Origin of the sequence: Psychrobacter sp. P2G3 (assembly GCF_001593285.1) — a bacterium.
Taxonomy (GTDB): Bacteria; Pseudomonadota; Gammaproteobacteria; order Pseudomonadales; family Moraxellaceae; genus Psychrobacter.
This window is the reverse complement of the sequence record NZ_CP012529.1, coordinates 1187344-1210357: the sequence shown is the minus strand read 5'-3', so window position 1 is coordinate 1210357 and position 23014 is coordinate 1187344. Positions and strand designations below refer to the sequence as shown.

20 protein-coding genes are annotated in these 23014 nt (G+C 43.4%); 11 read left to right on the top strand and 9 right to left on the bottom strand.

Annotated features, from left to right (window positions below):
- Nucleotides 1-119: 119 nt before the first annotated feature.
- Nucleotides 120-1403 (bottom strand): fumarylacetoacetase, encoded by a 1284-nt coding sequence (gene fahA / locus AK823_RS05105; protein WP_203226596.1) that lies wholly within the window; start codon nucleotides 1401-1403, stop codon nucleotides 120-122.
- 421 nt (nucleotides 1404-1824) lie between these two features.
- On the opposite strand from fahA, the gene AK823_RS05100 reads away from it, so the two are divergent.
- Nucleotides 1825-2502, top strand: coding sequence for a YetF domain-containing protein (locus AK823_RS05100; RefSeq protein ID WP_068326904.1), 678 nt, complete (start codon nucleotides 1825-1827; stop codon nucleotides 2500-2502).
- Between the two features lie 93 nt (nucleotides 2503-2595).
- On the opposite strand, the gene nhaC is transcribed toward AK823_RS05100, so the two are convergent.
- The 4 genes from nhaC to hppD all read right to left on the bottom strand — a co-directional run bounded on the left by nhaC (nucleotide 2596) and on the right by hppD (nucleotide 6687).
- Nucleotides 2596-3999: a Na+/H+ antiporter NhaC gene (nhaC, locus tag AK823_RS05095; protein ID WP_068326901.1), complete on the bottom strand. Its 1404-nt coding sequence runs from the start codon at nucleotides 3997-3999 to the stop codon at nucleotides 2596-2598.
- Nucleotides 4000-4090: 91 nt separating this feature from the next.
- Nucleotides 4091-4444, bottom strand: a complete 354-nt coding sequence (locus AK823_RS05090) for a 4a-hydroxytetrahydrobiopterin dehydratase (protein ID WP_068326898.1) — start codon at nucleotides 4442-4444, stop codon at nucleotides 4091-4093.
- Between the two features lie 154 nt (nucleotides 4445-4598).
- A complete protein-coding gene (gene phhA / locus AK823_RS05085; RefSeq protein WP_068326895.1) occupies nucleotides 4599-5444 on the bottom strand; it encodes a phenylalanine 4-monooxygenase in 846 nt (281 codons plus the stop codon).
- Nucleotides 5445-5580: 136 nt separating this feature from the next.
- On the bottom strand, nucleotides 5581-6687 hold the full coding sequence (gene hppD / locus AK823_RS05080; protein ID WP_068326892.1) for a 4-hydroxyphenylpyruvate dioxygenase: 1107 nt from the start codon (nucleotides 6685-6687) through the stop codon (nucleotides 5581-5583).
- Between the two features lie 146 nt (nucleotides 6688-6833).
- Here hppD and AK823_RS05075 point away from each other — a divergent pair, with 146 nt between their 5' ends.
- From AK823_RS05075 to AK823_RS05035, 9 genes are all read left to right on the top strand, one after another.
- Complete coding sequence (locus AK823_RS05075; protein WP_068035100.1) at nucleotides 6834-7763, top strand: LysR family transcriptional regulator; 930 nt, start codon at nucleotides 6834-6836, stop codon at nucleotides 7761-7763.
- Between the two features lie 207 nt (nucleotides 7764-7970).
- On the top strand, nucleotides 7971-9167 hold the full coding sequence (locus tag AK823_RS05070; RefSeq protein WP_068326889.1) for an amino acid aminotransferase: 1197 nt from the start codon (nucleotides 7971-7973) through the stop codon (nucleotides 9165-9167).
- 476 nt (nucleotides 9168-9643) lie between these two features.
- Nucleotides 9644-10084, top strand: a complete 441-nt coding sequence (locus AK823_RS05065; RefSeq protein WP_068035095.1) for a hypothetical protein — start codon at nucleotides 9644-9646, stop codon at nucleotides 10082-10084.
- 252 nt (nucleotides 10085-10336) lie between these two features.
- Nucleotides 10337-12541 (top strand): bifunctional TVP38/TMEM64 family protein/FAD-dependent oxidoreductase, encoded by a 2205-nt coding sequence (locus AK823_RS05060; RefSeq protein WP_068326886.1) that lies wholly within the window; start codon nucleotides 10337-10339, stop codon nucleotides 12539-12541.
- 51 nt (nucleotides 12542-12592) lie between these two features.
- Nucleotides 12593-13900: an ABC transporter substrate-binding protein gene (locus AK823_RS05055; protein WP_068326882.1), complete on the top strand. Its 1308-nt coding sequence runs from the start codon at nucleotides 12593-12595 to the stop codon at nucleotides 13898-13900.
- Nucleotides 13897-15657: an ABC transporter permease subunit gene (locus tag AK823_RS05050; protein ID WP_203226576.1), complete on the top strand. Its 1761-nt coding sequence runs from the start codon at nucleotides 13897-13899 to the stop codon at nucleotides 15655-15657. The genes AK823_RS05055 and AK823_RS05050 overlap by 4 nt, the downstream gene beginning before the upstream one ends.
- A 185-nt stretch (nucleotides 15658-15842) precedes the next feature.
- Entirely contained in the window at nucleotides 15843-16487 is a 645-nt protein-coding gene (locus AK823_RS05045; RefSeq protein WP_068326878.1) for an ATP-binding cassette domain-containing protein, read from the top strand.
- Between the two features lie 50 nt (nucleotides 16488-16537).
- Nucleotides 16538-17206 (top strand): CDP-alcohol phosphatidyltransferase family protein, encoded by a 669-nt coding sequence (locus AK823_RS05040; RefSeq protein WP_068326876.1) that lies wholly within the window; start codon nucleotides 16538-16540, stop codon nucleotides 17204-17206.
- The gene (locus AK823_RS05035; protein WP_068326872.1) at nucleotides 17199-17990 is read left to right on the top strand and encodes a sterol desaturase family protein; all 792 of its coding nucleotides are present in this window, start codon (nucleotides 17199-17201) and stop codon (nucleotides 17988-17990) included. Before AK823_RS05040 ends, AK823_RS05035 begins: the two co-directional genes overlap by 8 nt.
- Before the next feature lie 7 nt (nucleotides 17991-17997).
- Here the strand turns inward: AK823_RS05035 and AK823_RS05030 are convergent, their stop codons facing one another.
- The 3 genes from AK823_RS05030 to cobT form a co-directional block, all read right to left on the bottom strand.
- The gene (locus AK823_RS05030; RefSeq protein WP_068326869.1) at nucleotides 17998-18558 is read right to left on the bottom strand and encodes a histidine phosphatase family protein; all 561 of its coding nucleotides are present in this window, start codon (nucleotides 18556-18558) and stop codon (nucleotides 17998-18000) included.
- Between the two features lie 173 nt (nucleotides 18559-18731).
- Nucleotides 18732-19616: an adenosylcobinamide-GDP ribazoletransferase gene (cobS, locus tag AK823_RS05025; RefSeq protein WP_068326866.1), complete on the bottom strand. Its 885-nt coding sequence runs from the start codon at nucleotides 19614-19616 to the stop codon at nucleotides 18732-18734.
- Nucleotides 19616-20683, bottom strand: coding sequence for a nicotinate-nucleotide--dimethylbenzimidazole phosphoribosyltransferase (cobT, locus tag AK823_RS05020; protein ID WP_068326863.1), 1068 nt, complete (start codon nucleotides 20681-20683; stop codon nucleotides 19616-19618). Before cobT ends, cobS begins: the two co-directional genes overlap by 1 nt.
- Before the next feature lie 110 nt (nucleotides 20684-20793).
- Here cobT and AK823_RS05015 point away from each other — a divergent pair, with 110 nt between their 5' ends.
- Nucleotides 20794-21930 (top strand): glycerate kinase, encoded by a 1137-nt coding sequence (locus AK823_RS05015; protein ID WP_068326860.1) that lies wholly within the window; start codon nucleotides 20794-20796, stop codon nucleotides 21928-21930.
- Nucleotides 21931-21943: 13 nt separating this feature from the next.
- On the opposite strand, the gene AK823_RS05010 is transcribed toward AK823_RS05015, so the two are convergent.
- Nucleotides 21944-22861, bottom strand: a complete 918-nt coding sequence (locus AK823_RS05010; protein WP_068035076.1) for a LysR family transcriptional regulator — start codon at nucleotides 22859-22861, stop codon at nucleotides 21944-21946.
- Nucleotides 22862-23014 lie beyond the last annotated feature (153 nt).

The following is a 23014-nucleotide window of genomic DNA, read 5'->3' as shown; positions in this document are numbered from 1 at the left end:
AGGCGTAAAACCTGAGGTTGCTACCGCTATAAGGTTTTTGTGTCGATCTAACCTAAGTCGTATAGCTCCTAATCTTAATAATGCCAATCGATTGTTTTACGCCTGTTCTTTATAAAAGTTTATGCGTCAAAATCAAAGTTTAAAGCAGGCAATACTTTACCGCGCACTTCACCAAACCCAACACGAATGCCACCTTTTTCGCTATAGCCTTTCATGATAACGGTATCACCGTCGTCGATAAAAGTACGTGTGCCCCCGCCTTTAAGCTCAACAGGTTTGGTCGCGTTCCAAGCGATCTCGAGCATTGAGCCATAAGAGTCTGGCGTTGGCCCTGAGATGGTACCCGAGCCCATCATATCGCCGACTTCGACTTTACAGCCAGTAATAGTGTGATGCGTCAATTGCTGAGCCATCGACCAGTACATGTATTTAAAATTGGTTTCAGAGATGACGGTAGCGCTATCAGCATTTTCTGGAAGCAATTCCACTGACAAATTAATATCAAAGCTGTTATCGGATTTTTTCTCACGTAGATAAGCCAGTGGCTCCGGATCCTGAGTTGGGATTGAGGTTTTAAAAGGTTCTAGCGCATCTAAGGTGACAATCCAAGGAGATATCTCAGAAGCAAAAGTTTTAGCATTAAAAGGGCCTAAAGGAACGTATTCCCATTTTTGAATATCACGAGCTGACCAATCGTTAAACAGCACCATACCAAAAATATGATCCCATGCGTTTTTGATAGAAATTGGCTCTCCGATTTTATTAGGTTGACCTACGATAAATGCAGTTTCAAGCTCAAAATCAAGACGCTTACAAGGCGCAAAAATAGGACGCTCATCTGGATTGGGTTTTAGCTGACCTGACGGACGAATGATATCTGTGGAGCCCGTCACAAAGACCGTACTGGCACGGCCGTTATAACCGACTGGCATTTCCTTCCAGTTCGGCAATAGCGCATTAGCAGGATCACGGAATAGCGTACCGACGTTAGTAGCATGCTCTTTGGACGAATAAAAGTCAGTATAGCCAGGGACATGGACAGGTAGATGCATCGTGACATCTGCTTGCTTAAATAACGCCTTACCTTGCAAGTCTTGGTTATCACGTAGAGTGTCAGTGTCGGCAGCTAACAGTGTTTGAATAGTGCTACGCGCGGTAGTCCAATTATCTCGACCAGAATCAATAAAGGCATTAAGTGTCGGCTGATCAAAATAACTCCCACCTTCTAATTTAAGTAGACCTTCGGTTTCAAGTACCGCTAAATCCAAAACGTACTCGCCAATGGCGACACCAGCGCGGCGCTTACCATCGGCAGTTTCACTGAAGATGCCATAAGGCAAATTGTGAATAGAAAAATCAGAGTCGCTAGCGATATCGAGAAATGAAGAGAGGTTTGTGTCAATCGTTGACATGGTTAGCTCCTTGCTGGTCAATGAGTCTTATGAATATAGTTTTATGGAAAACAGTTTATAAAAAATAGTAAATTACGTATAGATTAACATCTTACATATAATGTAATTTATATCAATTTACATTGCAAGCGATTACTGAGTAATTTAATAAGGTATAAAAGCTATTTTGTGGTTTACTGCTTCCTATTTTAGTCTCAATTTTGATTTGTTTTGTAAGGTAATGAATTTATTAATTTATAATGCTGCAGCAATGGAGAAATTCGGCAGCGACTCGGCACAAGCCCCATTGCTTAACATCTAATATCTGACATTTCACGCAAAGTAAGTGCCTGTATTAACCACAATAGAAATAGCTATAACGTGTTTTGATAGCCAGACTTTAAATAGCCAGACTTTAAAAGGAAAGACATACATGGATTTGGCAAGTATCTTTATTCATGACACAACTTGGGCGTTTGCTGCCGAAATCGTCATACGCGTGATTGTTATGTTTAGCATGATTATCATATTTTTACGTTTCACTGGTAAACGCGGCGTCCGGCAGCTGTCTATTTTTGAGCTGACCATTATTTTGTCACTGGGTTCTATCGCTGGTGATCCGATGTTCACCGAGGATTTACCGATTATACAAGCGGTACTCATCATGAGTATCGTGATTATCATGTATCGGCTCTGCACTTGGGTAATGATGAAATACCAGCCCTTTGAAGATCTTTTAGAAGGAAAGTCGATTTATATTGTAGAAGACGGCGTCTTAGTAATAGATAAGATTAAAAGAGGCAAGATGTCGCATGATGAGTTTTTTGCTGAAATGCGCCAACAAGGCGTTGAACATCTAGGTCAGGTACGTGTAGGCTTATTAGAGACGGATGGCTCATTTAGCTTATTGCTGTTTCCACCTGATGAAACGCGTTATGGTTTGCCACTTTTCCCCAAGCAGTATCAGCCAGTTAAAGAGATAGATCCAAAGCATTGCTATGCTTGTATGCATTGTGGCTATGTCGATTATATTGCGAAGCCAGATCAGCAATGCGTGCGCTGTGAATGTGAAAGTTGGGCGAAGGCCTTGGATAGCGGGATTGTTAGATAATGAAATTAAAAAAGCCGTCACCATTAAATTGGGACGGCTTTACTTTGTACGAGCTTTATCAATATATAGAATCGTGACTAAAATCTAACCTAACTATCGGGCTGATACTTTAGTTCCATCTTTACGACTAATTGTCAGTCCTGTAAAGCCAAATAGTATCGTCAGTAATAGCGATAGATAACAGAAGAACGCATAAGGCAGATAATCCAGTACTGGTACGCCTAAGGCTTGACTAATAAACACCCCGCACACACTCCAAGGTACGAGCGGATTGATTACCGTTCCTGCATCTTCAATGGTACGAGATAAGTTTTTTGGATGTAAGTTTAAGCGCTCAAATATCGGACGAAACGCTGTGCCTGACAGTAAGATACTCAAATACTGCTCACCGATAAGCACGTTAATACTTAGTGCTGACATGGCAGTTGCGAATATTGCGCGTCCTGGACTGGTTAGAGTATCTCTTATCCCTGATAGCAACGCTGGCAAAATACCTAAAGCGCTCAGCAATCCACCAAGGCTAAGTGCCAATATCACAATCATTTGAGTAAAGAACATGCTTTGTACGCCACCGCGCGAGAGCATACCGCCTACTTCCCCAAGATCTAGCGATTCAGCGGGCGCATAACCTGCAAAGAAATACCCGCCCAATTGTCCAAAGCTTGGCGAGCTATGCAAGTAGGTGACAATCAGAGCGGTAATAATGGTACAGATAATAGTATAGATGGCGTTGACTCGAAATACAGCCAGTCCAACAAGTACCACAAACGGCAATACTGCATAACTATGTACCAAGCCACTTGCGATCAGCTGTCCTTGCAAGACAGTCACCTGACTCAAGTCACCACTAACAGTCTGTCCAGAGAAGAACCAAAAAAGTATGACAGTCAGTATCCACGCAGGCACCGTGGTGTACATCATATTGCGAATATGCTCAAATAAATCAATACCCACGACCGATGAAGCAATAGTACAAGTATCAGATAATGGCGACATCTTATCACCAAAAAACGCACCCGATACGACAGCGCCAGCAGCGATAGCGACATTGGCATCAAACGCATTACTCATACCAATAAATGCCACGCCCAACGTTGCCGCAGTAGTCAAACTACTGCCCAATGCAATACCAATAATCGAAGTGAGTACAAAGGCTGATATGTAATAAAACTCCGGTGATATTAGCTCGAAGCCAAAATACATCAGTGTCGGTATAGCTCCCGACATCATTAGAGCGGCAACCATCAAGCCAATAAAGAAGAATAAGTAAATCGCACCGATACCGCTCATCACTCCAGAGGCCATTTGCGCTTGCATATCATTAAAGCTAAGGCCCTTAAATAGACCGATAGCCAATAACACGCAGATAGCGAGTATCAATGATAAATGTGGCACCCAGCCAAGGCCAATCATGGTGACACCCATAATGGCGATGACAGTGGTAGCAATAATAAATGCCAGTTTGGGTGAGAACTGGGTTAGTATTTTTGGAGGCATCACACATCCTTAGATAACCAGTTGAATTTGGTTTAGGGTTGGCTTTAAGTGTAGTAAGTTTAATGAGTTGCTTTGATTATTGCCACCCTCATTACTTACTGAATAGACCATCCGTCTTTGCTGCCATGATAAAATCATTGCGATGCAGACCTTTGATGCTGTGCGACCACCATGTCACTGTCGCTTTGCCCCACTCTACCAATATGCCGGGATGATGCCCTTCCTCTTCCGCGATATCTGCAAGCCGATTAGCAAATGCCATCGCTGTGACGAAGTTTTTAAACTTATATTGACGTTGTAATTGATTGATGCCGTCGACTTCGATAAGCGACCAATCAGGAAGTTGTTGTAACATCTCGCGTGCCTCAGTATCGTCAACTTTTGGCGCGCCGACACGGCAGGCTTCGCAGCTGGCTTGAGATAGGGTTTGTAAATGCTCAGTCATAGTAAATTCCTTTTATTTTAACTATTGAGTTTTTATTAAATGTACGTCCATGTTGACGTGATTGTCTATTTAAGCAGCCAATGTTTAAGTGTTCTTAATTAAGCTATCACTTGCTTTAATGATCAGTTGATTAAACAGTCAATTGATTAAGCAATCAACTGGTTTCAACTTTATAGGTTGGCTCAAACATTCCGAGTGACATCGCTTGCTTGACCACCCCCATGATGTCGCTATTCACGATGTCAAACAGCGTATCTAAATTATCAATGACATAATAGATAGGCTGAATATGGTCAATTCGATAAGGGGTTCGTAACACATCTAGCAAATCGAAGGCTCGGTGTTCAGGTTGATGATGTGATTGATGATTTGATTGATCGTGCGATTGATTTTGAACCTCATCATTGAGTGCATAAATAGTTTCAGATGGTGAGCTTAAGATGCCACCGCCATAAATTCGGCGAGTATCCCTTGTTTGCCCGACCAAACCAAACTCAATAGTAAACCAATACAGCCGTGCTAAAAATAACCTTTCTTCTTTACTGGCATTAAGACCAAGCTTGCCATAAGTCTCATTAAAGGTAGCAAAGGCAGGATGAGTCAGCAGCGGACAATGTCCAACAATCTCGTGAAAGATATCCGGCTCTTCGATGTAGTCCATATCATCAAAGCGTCGGATAAAGGTCGCAACGGGGAAGGATTTATTGGCCAACAGCTTAAAGAATTTACCAAAGCTAATTAAAGCTGGCACCGCAGCTGTTTGCCAACCTGTGGTCGCTTGCAGCACTTCATCGATATCATGTAATTGCGGAATACGATCTGGCGGTAGATTTAGCTTTTTGAGCCCATCTAGATATGCCGAGCAGGCACGATTGGGTATTTGCTTGGCTTGACGCTCAAGAAGCGCTTGCCACATGGCATTCTCATTATCACTATAATGAATATGACCATTGGCATCAGGTTGATGCGAAAGATAAGGTTGTTTGCTTTGGCGTTCCATGCCGGTATTCCTTTTGCCATTAGTCCATTCTATTTGGACCAGTATTTCAGATTTACTATATCAATCATTATAGTATTAATAATAGCAAGACAAATTCCTTTTTGTCCTGCCATGTTTGTTTAACTTATTAATAAATTTACTCTGTTTCTGTCTCTGTTTCAGATTGTCCGATAGCGCCGCGTCGCACTTGATCGCGCTCTATTGATTCGAATAGCGCTTTAAAGTTACCCTCACCAAAGCCTTCATCGTAGTCGCCTTTACGTTGGATGAATTCAAAAAATACGGGGCTACCTAAGATAGTTTCAGAGAAAATTTGTAATAGCAGACGCGGTGTGCCGCCTTCCGTGGTGCCATCTAATAAGATGCCACGAGTCTGCAATTCAGAGACGTTTTCGCCATGATTTGGTAAGCGCTCACTCAGCATTTCGTAATAAGCAGCGGTTGGCGCTGTCATGAGCGGTATACCCGCCTCTTTTAGTTTATCGATACTGGCCAATAAGTCATCACTGGCTAAAGCAATATGTTGAATGCCTTCACCATTGAAGCTCATTAGATACTCTTCGATTTGTCCGCCGCCCTGCTTAGATTCTTCATTTAAAGGAATACGGATTTTGCCATCAGGCGCGGTCATGGCTTTACTGGTCAGCCCAGTGTATTCGCCTTTGATATCGAAATAGCGAATTTCACGGAAGTTAAAGATGCGCTCATAGAAGTTTGCCCAGTAAGCCATGCGACCACGGTAGACGTTATGGGTAAGATGGTCAATAACTTTGAAGCCATGTCCAACAGGATACTTATCTACATCTGGGAAGAACTCAAAGTCGACATCATAGATAGATTCACCGTCTTTAAAACGGTCAATCAGATAAATCAATGAGCCGCCGATACCTTTAATAGCAGGAAGTCTCAGCTCCATTACCCCTGTCGGCACCTCTACTGGCTGTGCGCCGTTTTCAATCGCAAGCTCGTAGGCTTTTTTGGAATCTTTAACACGAAAGCCCATGCTACAGGCCCCTGCTCCATGCTCTTCCACAAAGTAGCTGGCTTGGCTTTTTGGTTCACGGTTCAATATGAGGTTGATGTCACCTTGACGGTATAAAGAGACATCTTTTGATCGGTGATTGGCAACATGGGTAAAACCAAGCTGCTCAAAAAGTGCTTCTACCGCTTTCGGTTCAGGCGAGGCGAATTCAACAAAATCAAACCCTTGCAATCCTATTGGGTTTTCGAATAAATCTGCCATTGTAATCATCCTTAATTTCAATTGGTGGTATAAATCAGTGTAAAAAGTTGTATATAACAATAAATATTGTTGACGATGTATTCATCTTAGATTAGCTTGATTTATAAGACTAATCGTATTTTTTAATTTATTTATCAGGTTTACTTATGAATATCAGCATTCGCCAATTGACCGCTTTTATCAAAGTTGCTGACAACGGTAGCTTTACCCGTGCTAGCGACCAGATGCATTTAACCCAATCTGCCGTCAGTGGACTGATAAAAGAATTGGAGTCAAGTCTTGGTATCGTCTTATTTGACCGTACCACCCGCCAGCTATCTTTGTCGGTAGTAGGCAGACATTTATTGCCACAAGCGCGCCGAGTGCTTAATGAGATGCAGTTATTTGAAAACGAAGCGAGCAGTCTGATGAGCTTAGCGCAAGGTCAAGTGCGACTAGCAGTATCGCAGTTTGCCGCCTCCTCCATGCCTGCAGTCATCGCCCAATTTTCAAAAGACTATCCTGATATCAGCGTGTCTTTGTTAGATTGCTCTGCAGAAAACGTCCTGCAACACATTCAGGATATCGAAGTAGATTTGGGTGTTGGTACCGAGCTTGGTTTTATGGAAAGTGAAGACGACATTAGCGCTGATTTGTTATATGAGTTGCCGTTTTGTGTAGTGATGCCAGATAACCATGCGCTGGCTCAAAAAACTGAGGTAACGTGGCAGGATTTGATAGATATCCCGCTCATTACCTTACAAGGGCCTTTTATTGAGCAAGTGACCGCTGAGCTGGATGAGACCGTTGCCACTCATATCCAGCAAGCGCGCTACAAAGTGAACTTTATGTCCACAGCGCTTGAGATGACGCGCCAAGGCTTCGGTATTACCTTATGTCTGCCTTATATGCCCGAGGTCATTGATTGGGTGAGTGCCAATGGCTTACAAATGCGGTCGCTCGCACAGCCTGTTAAGATGCGTAGATTCTTTATTTATCAACGCTCCTCAAGAGCACTGTCGCCTGCCAGCATTGCCTTTAAACAGTTTTTACAGACTTATTTTGCCTCTCACTTCAACGACTTGCAGAGTAGCTAGAGTAAGTAGGTACTATTCTATAGCTGTTCTTAAATGCTATATTCTAAATGGTTATTAATAGTTTAATCAGCTTAAAAAGCATTTGGATTATCAAATAGCTCATCTAATCAGTTAATTAATCAATATCGATGAATCTCTCGTTGAGTTAATAGCCAATCTAGTTTATGCTTTTTGGCGGCTTTGTTTCTATTCTAGTAAGGAAAAAAAATGTTTGAACGTATCGACTATTATGCTGGTGATCCAATCTTAGGTTTGATGGACAAGTTTGCAGAAGATAGCAATCCCGATAAAGTGAATTTGGGCGTGGGTGTTTATTACGACGAAGACGGCAAAATGCCGGTACTTGAGTGTGTAAAAATTGCCGAACAGCGCATTGCAGACCCAATTTCTCCTCGTCCATACCTACCAATGGCAGGGTTGCCTGGACACCGTAAAGGCTGTCAAGAACTGTTATTTGGCAAAGATGCTCAAGTATTGAAAGACGGTCTGGTTGCGACTATTGCCACTATTGGTGGCTCTGGCGCGTTGAAAGTAGGCGCTGAGTTTATCAATCAATGGTTCCCGCAATCTAAATGCTACGTGAGTGACCCTACATGGGGCAATCACATTGCTATTTTTGAAGGGTCTGATGTCGAAGTTGGCAAATACCCGTACTACGATAAGGCCACTGGCGGCATCAAATTTGATGAAATGATTGCGTTTTTTGAAACGTTGAATAAAGATGATGTGCTGTTATTACACCCTTGCTGTCATAACCCAACGGGTGTGGATTTGACTAAAGAGCAGTGGGATAAAGTATTAAACGTTGTTCAAGAGCGCGAGCTGATTCCGTTTATGGATATCGCTTATCAAGGTTTTGGCGAAGACATGGACAGCGACGCTTATCCTATTCGTAAAGCGGTCGATATGGGCCTGCCATTGTTTGTGAGCAATTCATTCTCCAAAAACCTATCACTATACGGTGAGCGTGTCGGCGGCCTATCAGTCGTTTGCCCAACTACCGATGAGACTGAGCGTGTATTCGGTCAGCTGACCTCTACGGTACGTCGTATCTACTCAAGCCCACCATCACATGGCGGACGCGTCGTCGATATTGTTATGAATGATGAAGCCTTGCACGAGCAATGGGTTGACGAAGTTTATACGATGCGTGATCGTATCAAAGCTATGCGCATGAAGCTAAAATCTGTGCTAGAAGCTAAAGTCCCTGGTCGTAGCTTTGACTACCTAACTGCTCAAAACGGCATGTTTAGCTTTACAGGATTAACCCCTGAACAAGTTGAGCAGCTACAAAGCAAATTTGGTATCTATATGGTATCTAACTCACGTATGTGCGTCGCGGGCTTAAACAGTAGTAATATCGACTATGTTGCTAATGCGATGGTTGAAGTATTAAAGAACTAATCATTTAAAAAGTCTTTAACAAAGCTATTTTGATAAAAAGGTTGAGCATTGACTCAGCCTTTTTTATTTGTCTATTTCTTCTACCCGCTCCTACTTAAAAATGCATTCTTCTGAAAACATTTAGGAAAAACATTTCCCATTACGATATGTGCTGCTCAAAAAGCTAATCATATACAACGTCGATTGTATATAAAACAATCACCTTTAAGCTAGCATTGCTGATTTATTGAAAGAGTGTAACGAATTCTTGTAACCATAATATACAAGACAATACGAACTTGAACAATCATTCAAGAACAACTACAATAAGTTTCTTTATAGCATCTAGCAGCAATATTGTATTCATTTTTGAGCAATCACTCAATATGGTAAATATTTTTCTTTATGTTTATTTTATAATGATAGAAAGTATCGATACTCATTTCATTCATTAATTTTTTGAACCCATTTTTAAAACTTTTCAAAAGCGAAAACTTATGCAAAAAGTTATGCCAAAACATTTACCACTTTCACTATTATTGCTTCGACTTGGTATCTTCATTGTGTTCTTCTTTTGGACACTCGACAAATTTGTAAACCCTGAACATGCTGCAAGTGTGTTTGCTAAATTTTATGCACTAGAAAATTTAGGCACCAGCATTGTTTACGTTGTTGGTAGCTTGCAAATTATACTCATCTTTTTGTTTGTGGCAGGTTTGTTCAAAAAGTGGACATACGGCATCATTTTATTGCTACACGCAGCCTCTACTTTTGCAACCTTTGGTCTCTACCTAACGCCTTTTGATAACTTACTGTTTTTTGCCGCATGGCCAATGTTGGCTGCCTGTGTCGCGTTATTCTTAATGCGAGATTGGGACACGTTAACATTAGGCAAAAGAACCTCTTTTACGCAAAATCAGATAGTGCCTATTCAATAGGGCTTATTAAATCGTGCCTACTGTTAGACTAAAGCCTGTCCTCATTTTGATAATGGTAATAAAAATGCCAGTCAGCAGAACACAGGCTATATACTGTTAATACTGATAAGTTAGCTATTTTATAGTAGATAAACTAATAGACCATTCGAACCATTCAATGGAATGGCTGCTGCTATTAAAACAATGAAGATGCTCAACCAAAAAAATCACTGTGATCTTTAACCTTTGCCCCACTATTTAGCCGGACATTTCATGATTAAAAGAATATTTTTAATACTGTTAATATTGATATTAGCGGCAAGCTTTTTTTATTTTGACCTAAATCAATTATTGACGCTTGACGGCTTAAAAGGGTCGATGGCGCAATTTAACGACTATAAAGCGCAATCACCACTATTAATTATCGGTGGGTTCTTTTTACTTTACGTCGTCGTCACCGCCCTATCCTTACCGGGTGCAGCTATTTTAACCTTAGCAGCTGGGGCGTTATTTGGCTTATGGCAAGGCTTATTGGTAGCCTCATTTGCATCCAGTATTGGTGCGACACTCGCCTTTTTAACCTCACGTTATTTACTGCGTGATACGATTAAGCAGCGCTTTCCTGAACGCTTAGCAGCCATTGATGCTGGCGTTGAAAAAGAAGGCGGGTTTTACTTATTTACCTTACGCTTAGTACCGATATTTCCGTTCTTTTTGATTAATTTACTCATGGGCGTCACCGCGATTAAAGCGAGGACATTCTACTGGGTAAGCCAAGTTGGTATGCTTGCAGGCACCTTTGTATTCGTTAATGCCGGTACGCAACTGGCGCAAATTGACAGCTTGTCAGGGATTTTATCGTTTAATTTAATTGTCTCATTTGCGTTGTTAGGTTTCTTCCCATTAATAGCAAAAGGGATATTAAATATGCTAAAAAAGCGCCGCGTCTATAAAAACTATAGCAAACCTAAAAAATTCGACCGTAATATGATTGTGATTGGCGCTGGTGCCGGTGGTTTAGTGACCAGCTATATCGCAGCGACCGTCCGAGCAAAAGTGACATTAATCGAAGCGGGCGAAATGGGTGGCGACTGCTTAAACTATGGCTGTGTACCCAGTAAAGCTTTGATTAAAAGCGCGAAAGTCGCTGAACAAATGCGCCATGCTGAGCGTTATGGTTTAGACAATACGCCACCAGAGTTTTCATTCAAAAATGTCATGAGCCGTATCCATAAAGTCATCGCTGATATTGCGCCAAATGACAGCGTCGAGCGTTATACGGACTTGGGTGTCGAAGTGTTAAAAGGCTACGCTAAATTTATCGACCCATGGACGGTAGAGATTGCGCTAAACGATGGCGGCACGCAAACACTAACCGCACGTTCCATTGTTATCGCTACTGGCGCGCGCCCCTTTGTACCAGACTTGCCAGGCTTGGAAGAAACCGGCTATGTGACCAGCGATACCATATGGAACAAGTTTACTGAGCTTGATGAAGCGCCGAAAAAGCTGGTCGTCCTTGGTGGTGGGCCTATCGGCTCTGAGCTGGCGCAAGCTTTTGCACGCTTAGGCTCCAATGTGACCCAAATCGAAAGAGGCGCGCGTCTTATGAAAAAAGAAGACGTGGAAGTCTCTGAATTTGCACACAAAGTACTCGTCGAGAGTGGCGTAAATGTCTTAACCTCGCATCAAGCAATTCGCTGTGAAGCTCGCGATGGTAAAAAGTTCATTATCGTTGAACCGCAAGGCGACAGTACCGATAAGCAAAGCAGTACCGGTAAGCAAGACAGTCAAAATAAACAAGAAATCGCTATTGAATATGACGAATTGCTTTGTGCCGTTGGACGCAGTGCGCGCTTAGAAGGCTATGGCTTAGAAACATTAGGGATTGAAACTGAACGTACCATCGAGACCGATGACTATTTAGAAACCCTCTACCCCAATATTTACGCTGCTGGTGATGTCGTTGGTCCTTATCAATTTACTCATGTGGCCTCCCATCAGGCATGGTACGCAGCGGTAAATGGTTTGTTTGGGCATCTAAAGAAGTTTAAAGTAGATTACCGCGTGATTCCGTGGACGACTTTTATTGATCCAGAAGTCGCACGCGTTGGCTTAAATGAGCAAGAGGCTATTGAAAAAGGCATCGATTTTGAAATTACCCGTTACGACTTTAAAGACTTAGATCGTGCGGTGACGGAAAGCGCCAACTATGGCTTTATCAAAGTAATTACGCCAAAAGGTAAAGATAAAATACTCGGCGTGACCATCGTCGCTGAGCATGCTGGTGATTTAATGCCGGAATTTATATTAGCAATGAAACATGGCTTAGGGCTGAATAAAATACTCGGCACCATTCATATGTATCCAACGTGGGCGGAGGGTAATAAATACGCGGCTGGTGAATGGAAACGCAATCATGCACCTGAAAAAGTATTAAACTGGCTTGAGAAATATCATACATGGCGTCGAGGTTAGTTGAATTCTTATCAACTGCACTGCAAATATATCATCATAACGGAAACTTAAATGTACGTTATTAAATCTTTACCAGCTTTGCCAACGTTAAAAAATCTAAGTCGCTATAGCACCTATGCTATGGTGCTTAGCATTGGTATTGGTATATCAGCAAGCACTGCTTCACCTACTACCGATGACCTTAATCAAAATTTATCATCTTGGCAGCAGATAGAGGCGCAAGGTAAAAACCAAGACGTTTACTTCTATGCATGGGGCGGTGACCCGCAGATCAATGCCTATCTACAGTGGGCTGCTAAGCAAGTCGATGATAAATATAATATCAATTTGGTTCATGTCAAATTGAGCGACACCAGTGAAGCCGTCAGTCGCGTACTCGCAGAAAAGTCTGCCAACAATAATAATAAAGGCAGCGTTGATCTCATCTGGATAAATGGCGCAAACTTCGCCACCATGAGTGAGAATTCGTTATTACTCAAACAATGGGCGAACAAGCTGCCTAACTTTGCCTTGACCGATCCAGAGAGTAATCCTGCCGTTAACTTTGATTTTGGTGTGCCAACCAATGGTATGGAAGCGCCATGGGGTCAAGCCTCGCTGACTTTTTATTACGACAGCTTATCAACTGATAAGCCACCAAGCACTTTAAATGAGCTGGTCAATTGGACGGCGCAAAACCCCGGGCGTTTTAGCTATCCAAAGCCACCTGACTTTTTAGGCATGAGCTTTTTAAAATACGCTTTAGTCATGCTGCACGAGCAGCAAGATGCGAATACAGGCACAAATATCAAAGCACAGCTCAACCTGCCAGCCACTGAGCAAAATACAGATATTATATTAGCCCCTTTATGGACGTTTTTAGATGATTTGCATCCAACTCTATGGCGTAAGGGTGAGCAATTTGTGCAAACGGGCGCGCACATGCGACGTCTGGTCGATGATACCGAGCTTAGCTTAGCCTTTAGCTTTTCCGCGCCTGAAATTCCTGCGGCCGTGCAGCGTTATGATTTACCCCAGAGCATTCGTAGCTATGCCATGAGCGATGGCAGCTTAAGCAACACCCATTTTGTGGCCATTCCTTATAACGCCAGCCATCCGCAAGCCGCGCAGTTGGTGGCAAACTTTCTGATGAGTCCAGAAGCACAGGCTAAAAAGCAAACGCCTGCTGTGTGGGGTGATAAAACCGTACTCATCCAATCGACGCTTGACCCTGAGCAACAAGCGCTATTCAAGACTAACAAACCCCATCCGAGCGCCCTACCTGTTGACGCTATAAAACGGACCGTGAATGAACCACATCCGAGCTGGGTTGATGCCGTTATGCAAGGCTGGCAGACACGCTATGGGGTCAGCCCATGAGTAAAAATTTTAACGATAAAAGGGCTGATGCAAACACTGGAGTGATAGCGCCCTATAAAACAGACCTATTTACGCACATTGTATCCTTGAGTCCGAAATTTTTACTGCTACTGTTGATATTACCCGTACTCGGTGGTTTACTCAGTGTGTTGTTACCTGCCTTTAGCTGGGTGCCTGCACTTGAGAAAACGACTCTTAGTCTACAAGGCTTTAACGATCTTTGGCAGACGCCTGGTCTTAGCCAAATGGTCGCGTTAAGTATTGGCACTGGATTAATCAGTACCCTATTCGCTTTTGTCATGACCTTAATGATATTGGCAGCATTTTTTAATAGCGTTTGGCTGACCCGTATTGAGCGTTTACTGAGTCCAATCTTGGTCATTCCTCATGCAGCGGCAGCCATTGCAGTTGGCTTTTTAATTGCGCCTTCTGGTATGTTTTCACGTCTTATTTCACCGTGGCTTAGCGGCTGGGAGTTGGCGCCAAGCGGTATGTTTCCACATGACCCGTACGGCATCAGCATCATTTTGGGTTTAACCTTAAAAGAGCTGCCGTTTTTATTATTAATGGCACTAGGCGCCTTGGCACAACCTGAGCTTGGTAAAAAGCTACGTCAGCAATATAAAGTTGCGCTAAATCTCGGCTATTTCCCCATCACTGCCTTTTTTAAAGGCGTACTCCCTGTCCTCTATCCTTTTTTACGTTTGCCTATCTTGGCCGTGCTTGCCTATGCCAGTGCCAGCGTTGAGATGCCATTGATATTGGGTCCAAACACGCCGCCAACGCTCGCTGTTACTATCATGCAATGGTTTAACGATGTTGATTTGAACTTACGTATAAAAGCCTCGGCGGGCGCGTTATTACAGCTGGCGTTAACGGGTGGTTTAATCGCCTTGTGGCTTGGTAGCGAGAGAGCGATAAAAGCTTGCTTTAATGGCACATTGATAAATGGCAAGCGCCACTATGCCGATGCATTATGGCAAAAAATTACCGCCGCGTTGACCACTGTGGTGATTGGCTTTATTTTGCTGGCGCTCGTTGGTCTGGTAATGTGGTCAGTAGCTGGTTTTTGGCGCTTTCCCGCCGTATTGCCAGAGCAATTGGTGTTATTACATTTTCAAAGTGCCTTTACGCAAATGGGTACGCCATTATTTAATACTCTTGCTATCGGTATCGTGAGTACCATATTTGCCATTGTGCTGACTTTATTATGTCTAGAAGCTGAACAATTAAGTAAAAAACCACTCTCAAAATTTACCAGTTTAATTATCTATTTGCCGCTGTTAGTACCCAGTATTGCCTTTTTATTTGGTTTGGTGTGGCTACAGCAACTGGTGAATAACCAAACGGCGTTTTTTAATGTGGCGTTTACCCATCTGCTTTTTGTACTGCCTTATGTGTTTTTATCGCTTGCCAGTAGTTACAGGCGTCTAGACCCTCGTTTTGCTCATGTAGCCGCGAGCCTTGGTGCGACGCCAGCCAAAGTATTTTTGCAGGTGAAATTACCACAACTGTTTGCGCCTCTGTTAATTGCTATCGCCCTTGGTTTGGCGATTAGCTTTGGTCAATACTTGCCGACATTATTAGCAGGCGGCGGACGAATCGCCACCATCACCACAGAAGCGGTGACTCTCGCAAATGGTGCCAGTAGGCGCACCAGTGCGGTGTACGCCATCATCCAAATGGCGTTACCGTTAATTGGCTTTATATTGGCGTGGGTATTGCCGAAGTATTTCTTTAAAAGTGGCACTCGTTAGAAATAACATCTATAAGCGCTCCACTTTAAAGAAACAGTTGGCGTAGGCTGTGGCTTTAGCCCAGCTTAAATCTTTGCAAAAGCAAAATGCTGGGCTAAAGCCACAGCCTACGTTCGTCCATACTAAGTTAAGAGTCAGGTAGCTGTGAAAATATCAGTCGTTAAAAACACAAAAAAGGGTCCTTGATGCAATCATCTTTACAGATAAAAAACTTACAGTTATATCGACAAGGCAAGCTATTACTAAGCCTAGACGAGCAGATTGCTGGTGGTGAAATATTGACTGTCATGGGCCCATCTGGCAGTGGTAAATCGAGCTTATTGAATTGGCTGACAGGTACCTTACCAAATGGTTTCACCGCTACTGGTGAGGTCTGGTTGAATGATGAAAATGTAAGCCACTTACCTACGCACCTGCGTCAGATTGGGGTACTGTATCAAGATGCCCTACTGTTTTCGCATTTATCGGTAGCGTGCAACATTGCTTTTGCGATGCCTAAAGGTAACAAAATGGGCGATAGAAAACAGCGTAGTGAAAAAATAGCACAAGCGCTTGCACAAGTGGGCTTAGCAGGCATGGGAGATCGCCATCCTGACAATTTATCGGGCGGACAACAAGCACGAGTGGCGCTCCTGCGCACCTTGCTCAGCGAGCCAAAAGCGATACTACTAGACGAGCCTTTTAGCAAGCTCGATACCCAACTAAGAGTAGATACGCGCCAACTGGTATTTGAGCAAATTCGCACGCATAAACTCCCCGCCATCATGGTCACGCACGATCATAGCGATGCTGAGGCCGCAAAGGGTAAAGTTATTCATTTAGACCTGTAGTCTTAGAATTATAACCTTAAACACCAAAGCGAAATATAAAAGGCAAGCGCATGCTAGACAAATTTCTCACGCCCATGATTAAGCCGATACTAGCCCCTGTGGTCGTTGTATTACATAAACGCGGCATCACGGCTGATCAACTCACGGTAGCGGGCTTTGTAATCGGCATGTTAGCCTTACCATTACTGGCGTTTGAGCTTTGGTATGGCGCACTTGCAGCGATTGTGTTGAATCGCATTTTTGATGGTCTTGATGGCGCTCTAGCTCGTCATGCTCAGCAAAGCTCAAGCGCAGGCGGCTACTTAGATATTACGCTCGACTTTTTATTTTATGCAGCAGTGCCGCTGGGATTTATCTTGGCAAATCCTGAACAGAATGCCATTGCAGGTGCTTTATTGCTCGGCGCTTTCATTGGTACAGGCTCCAGCTTTTTGGCATTTGCCATCGCGGCCGAAAAGTTTAAACTGGATAAACCACAGTTCAAATATAAAAGTTTTTATTATTTAAACGGTTTGACGGAAGGCACCGAAACCATTGCGCTGTTTGTTGCCTTTTGCATTTGGCCACAGCACTTTGTACTACTCGCTAGCATTTTTGCAACGGCCTGCGCGATCACGATTTTTACGCGTATCTATGGTGGCTATCATACCCTTAAACAGCTAGAGGCGAATGTTAGTAGCTCAGCTGGTTTAAACCCTCAAGAGGTAAGCAATGACTAATGAAGTATGGTGGCGGCTTGGGTTCTTTTTGAGCATTTTAGTGATTATGATGCTGACTGAGTGGCGCATGCCTGCACGTAAAGCGCCGATCAAAAGCAGCAAACGCTGGTTCGCTAACTTTGGCTTGGTGTTTGCGTCATCCGTTATTGCTCGTCTAGCGGTGCCTGTCGGTCTAACGGCTGTGGCACTTTATAATCAGCAGCATGGGATTGGTCTATTCAATACTATCGACTTGCCAAGCATTGTTGTCATCATATTAAGCCTAATATTGCTCGACATCATCATTTACTGGCAACATCGATTATTCCATCGTGTGCCTATTCTATGGCGTTTGCATAAAGTCCATCACGCTGATGCGCATGTTGATGCCAGTACAGGCCTTAGGTTTCATCCTATTGAAATTGTCTTAAGCATCCTAGTGAAGCTCGTTGCCGTCAGCTTATTGGGTGTCCCTGCCATCGCAGTACTGATTTTTGAGATTACTCTAAATGGCTTAGCGATGTTTAACCATGCCAATATTCGTCTGCCTCCCGCCCTTGAAAAGCCACTGCGCTTAATATTTATGACGCAGATTTTGCACCGTATTCACCACAGCCAACGCGTTAGTGAGACTAACTCAAACTATGGTTTTAGCGTCATTTGGTGGGATTGGATTTTTGGTAGTTATAAGAGTGAAGCGCAGAAGTCTGATAACGAGCTAGATATTGGCTTAAAAGAATATCCATCACCCAAGCAAAACGCCTCACTATGGGGATTGCTCGTAATGCCGTTTAAAAGTAAATGAGCGATAGCTAAATCCTTGCAAGCGTCAAACAACTACATTCCCCATATGCAACTGAAGAGGGCCAATCAGCTGCTGTCTTCGGTACATCTTGCCCAGTATCCATAATCTTGGCAGCATTAATCCAGCCAGCATGACCAATTGCTAGTATTGGGGTGTTGTCTTGTTCAGCCAAAACCTTATTCAACCAACCCTCAACACGGTCAAATAACTGCTGCAAACTTTCCCCATTATCGGGCGTAAAGTGCGCAAAGTTATCACACCAGTCATCAATCTCTTGCTTAGCGATTTGCTCCCAAGGGCGACCATCCCATTCGCCAAAATCAATCTCAGCAAGCTCAGGCGCGATTCGACATTGAAAGCCACGGTGCGCCAATATCTGACCAACTTTTAGTGAGCGCTGTAATGGGCTTACCCAAATGACTCTAGGTAATTGGTGCAGACGCACAAAGCGCTCGACCTGATTGGCAAGGCGTTTTAATTTACGCCTATCTACCCCTATGTCCGTCTGACCAATACAGATACCCTCAGCCTCAAAGGGTTTCGGGTGACGCCAAATGTAAAGAGTCATTGATTGATTAGCCTCCTATTTTTCTATAGTCAATTCACTATAAAATAAACACAATGCTACTGGGATAAATTTTTCGTAGCCTCTGTCTGCGCAGGCACAGCAAGCAAAGAAAATTTATACCAGTAGCGCGTTATAATACTTGTACTCATTTCATTTGGGACTGACTATACACTTTAGATAAAAGGTATAGAGGCAGCAATTCCAGCATATATCGCAACTTCACTAAGCTGCTGTGTCGCTCCTAGTCCATCACCCGTATAGCCATCAAGACGCCTACGTAATAAGCGCCGCATATATTCAGTGGCAACTAACGCCAGTATCAAAGCCAATAACCACTGACCGATGCTAATCTGCTGTATGGCATTAGGAAATATAACCATTGCTAAAACTCCTGCCACGAGCAACCAACCACTACTGAACAATCCTTGTAACGGTGTCAGCTGCTGCGCCATAGGTTTGGCTTTAGCGTGTTCTATCTCACCGCCATAAGGCAGCAGCGCAAGCAGGCTAATACATAGCAAACGCGACGCAGTATGCCCAATAATCAGCGCGACAATAGATACCGATAACGGCATGGTGGCTAACAAGGAAATCTTTAGCAATAGCGCAGAGACTAACCCTAACACGCCGTATGTTCCTAAGCGCGAGTCTTTCATAATGGTTAAGGTACGCTCGCGAGTCAGACCGCCGCCCAAACCATCGCAACTATCCGCAAGACCATCTTCGTGAAAAGCGCCCGTAAGCTTAATCCCGAATACCGTACTCAGCACTGCAGCCACTAAGGGCGTAAATAAAATACTGCCGAGCCAAAACACGCCAGCGCAAAGTAGTCCAACCAGCAAACCGACTGCGGGAAAATGACGACTGCTCTGGTGTAACCATTGGGGATTATAATTTTTGAATGGCGGAACTGGCAGGCGCGTCAAAAACTGAATGGCTACCAGTAACAATATCCATTCGTGCTTTATGAATTGACCAACGTTTTTAGGCGAAGACTGCTGTAACGGCTTTGGCTGATTTAACGCCTGTTTTGATTCCTGCTTTAATGGCTGTGACATTATTTGTTTTGCTCACTGATTCCAGCATCACTAAAGCTTGCCATCTCATTGATAATGGCACAAGCTGACTGCAATAATGGATAAGCAAGCGCTGCCCCGCTACCCTCGCCCAAGCGCATACCCATATTAAGTAATGGCTCAGCATTAAGTAATTTTAATAAATGCGCATGTCCTGGCTCAACTGAATGATGGGCAAAAATAGCGTATTGAGCGACACCTGGCGTTAATCGCTCCGCAACCAGTAAAGCACTGCTGGCAATAAAGCCGTCGATTAATAAAATACGGCGTTCACTGGCGGCTTGAATCAGCGCACCTGCCATCATGGCTATCTCAAGCCCGCCTAATGCAGCAAGCACGTCCAGTGGAGACTGTGCCTCGCTATGACGCTGCAATACTTGCGTTAAAATATCCGTCTTATGCTGTAGCCCTGCATCATCAAGCCCCGTACCACGACCAATACAATCAGCAATCGGCACATCACCTAATCTCGCCAGCAAAAGACTCGCCGCTGATGTATTACCAATACCCATCTCACCGACGATAAGCAAATTACCCGTTAAGTTCTCAACCACTTTCATACCGTTCTCTAGCGCTGCTAAGCATTCTGCTTCAGTCATAGCAGGTTCTGCTAGCGCGTCTCGGCTACCATGACGAACTTTATAATCGAGCAATTGTGGATGGTCTTTAAAAGGAGAATTGGCAAAGTCTGCATTCACACCAGCGTCGACTACTTTTAGCTCGATATTGTGCTGGCGTGCCAAGACATTGATAGCAGCGCCACCTTGCAAGAAGTTATAAACCATTTGCGCAGTGACGGCACTCGGATACGCTGAGGTGCCATGTTTGGTTAAACCATGATCGGCAGCAAATACTCGAATCTGTGGCTGATTAATATGCGGTGTGAGCGTCCCTTGAATCATGCCCAATTGCAGTGCCAGTGTCTCTAAGCGACCAAGTGCACCAAGTGGTTTGGTCTTCAGGTCTATAATTTGTTGTAGCTGCTGACGTAGGTCATTATTTTCTATATTGGCAATGGTTGGCAGTGTAAATGTGGTCAAGGGAAGCATCCTAAAGGTTATAAATGAAACAGGGGACTATGGTAGCAGATTATCCAATTTATAATGATATGATTAGCCTAATTGCACGATCCAAACCTGCATAATTATAAGAGAGCTTCATGAAAATATTAATCGCCCCTGACTCGTTTAAAGAAAGCTTAGAAGCGCTAGAGGTTTGTCGCGCTATCCAATCTGGGTTTAGTCAGGTTTTTCCTGATGCAGACTATACATTATTGCCCATGGCAGATGGCGGCGAAGGCACATCAGCCGTATTATCTTATGTGCTAGGCGGACGCTGGAAAAACACGATTGTAAATGATCCATTGATGCGACCAATTAATGCCAAGTATCTGCTACTAGAAAATGAAACAGCCGTGATTGAAATCGCTCAAGCCTGCGGTCTGCATTTATTGATGAGTGAAGAAAGAAATCCACTCATTACCAGCAGTTACGGTGTCGGTGAGCTTATTGCGGATGCTTTGGACGAAGGCGTCAAGCGCATCATTATCGGTCTGGGCGGTAGTGCTACCAACGATGCTGGTCTTGGTATGTTAATGGCATTGGGAATGAATTTCTATAACCATGATGGCAAGTCTTTAGCACAAGGCGGTAGCGAACTGGGCAACTTAAAACAGATAGAAGACGCAAAGCTTCATCCAAAGCTGCAAGACACGGTCTTTGAAGTGGCGTGTGATGTGACCAATCCATTATGCGGATCATCAGGAGCTAGTGCTATCTTTGGACCACAAAAAGGCGCCAGTCCCGAGCAAGTCGCACTATTAGACAAAGCCTTGAGTCACTTTGCGATGGTATCTGGACAGCACGGCTATCAGGATTACCAAAATATAGCAGGCGCAGGTGCAGCAGGCGGGCTCGGCTATGCCTTAATGACCTTTTGCGATGCTACGCTCAAATCAGGTTTTGATACCGTCGCTGAGGCTGTCAGTCTAGAAGAGCACATTGCTAGCGCTGACTTGGTGATTACTGGTGAAGGCAAGCTTGATGCACAAACCTTAATGGGTAAAGTCGCTGGCGGTATCAGTCAACTTGCAAAAGCAAGTCACAAGCCCGTGATCGCTATTTGCGGTAGCATTGACGGCTTAAATCCTGCTCAGACCACTCAATTTGACGTCGTCATGCCTAGTATCCAAAAGCTGGACACCCTTGATAACGTATTAAGCAATGCTTATAAAAATATTGAGACTACCGCGGTCAATATTGCTGCTGCCATTCGGCTAGGGCAAAGCATGAAATAACTATTCTTAACTCTTATATCTCTTCACGTTTATAATTGAAGCCTTCAGCATCATAGATTTGGTAAGTCACTGCTAATAAGGTTTTTAATAGCTCTGATTTATCAAAGTGCCTCACACTCATCACAATCGGTGAGGTTAACAGCCCATCTTCAAATGGAATATAAGTTACCTCCTGACTACGCAGATGCTCAAGCGTCTTTGGTACGATCGTCAGCCCTTCTCCTGCCGCTACTAGACCTAAAGCGATATGTAACTCACGGACTTCGGTGAAATAATTCGCCTTTAAATTACGCGCTTCAAACAACTCCAGCACATAATCAATAAAACTAGGACGCGGCGCGGTTGGATATAGTAATAAATTTTCGTTTGTTAAATCCATTAGGCGAACGCTAGCTTGTCGTTCTTGTGCCAAACGATGGCCAGAAGGAACGGCGACGACCAAGCTTTCTTCTCTTAGTAACAACCGCCTAATAGAGGCATCTTCAAATAAAAGCCGACCAAAACCCACATCTATTTTGCCATCTGTCAGCGCTTGTGTTTGCTGCCAAGAATTCAGCTCATATAACTTAATATTTATATTTGGGTAAATCTCGCGAAAGCGTGCAATCACTTTTGGTAATATGCCATATAGTATTGATGATACAAAGCCTATAGATAATGAGCTATCAAAATTGCCTTTACGCATCGTCATAGCACGCAGGTTGTCTGCTTTCGTCAATATTTGAATAGCATGATCGTAAAAAAACTCCCCCGCTTCAGTAAGCTTCAAAGGTCGATTTTCTCTATCAATGAGCGTAACTCCTATCTCTTCTTCCAATTGTTTTATCTGCCGACTAAGTGGAGGTTGTGAAATAAATAAACGTTGGGCTGCCTTATTGAAACTTTTTTCTTCTGCTACCGCCACAAAGTAGCGTAAATGCCTAAGTTCCATTTTTTCTCTTCCTTGATTGGGCGACAAATATGTTTCAAATAAACATTTTAGAAGTTAATGATAGAGGATGAGCTTTATACCTATAAGAACATAACATGATAAAGGTTAAACAACAAAATACCTAAAAGGTATTAAAAATGAACTAAATAGGTC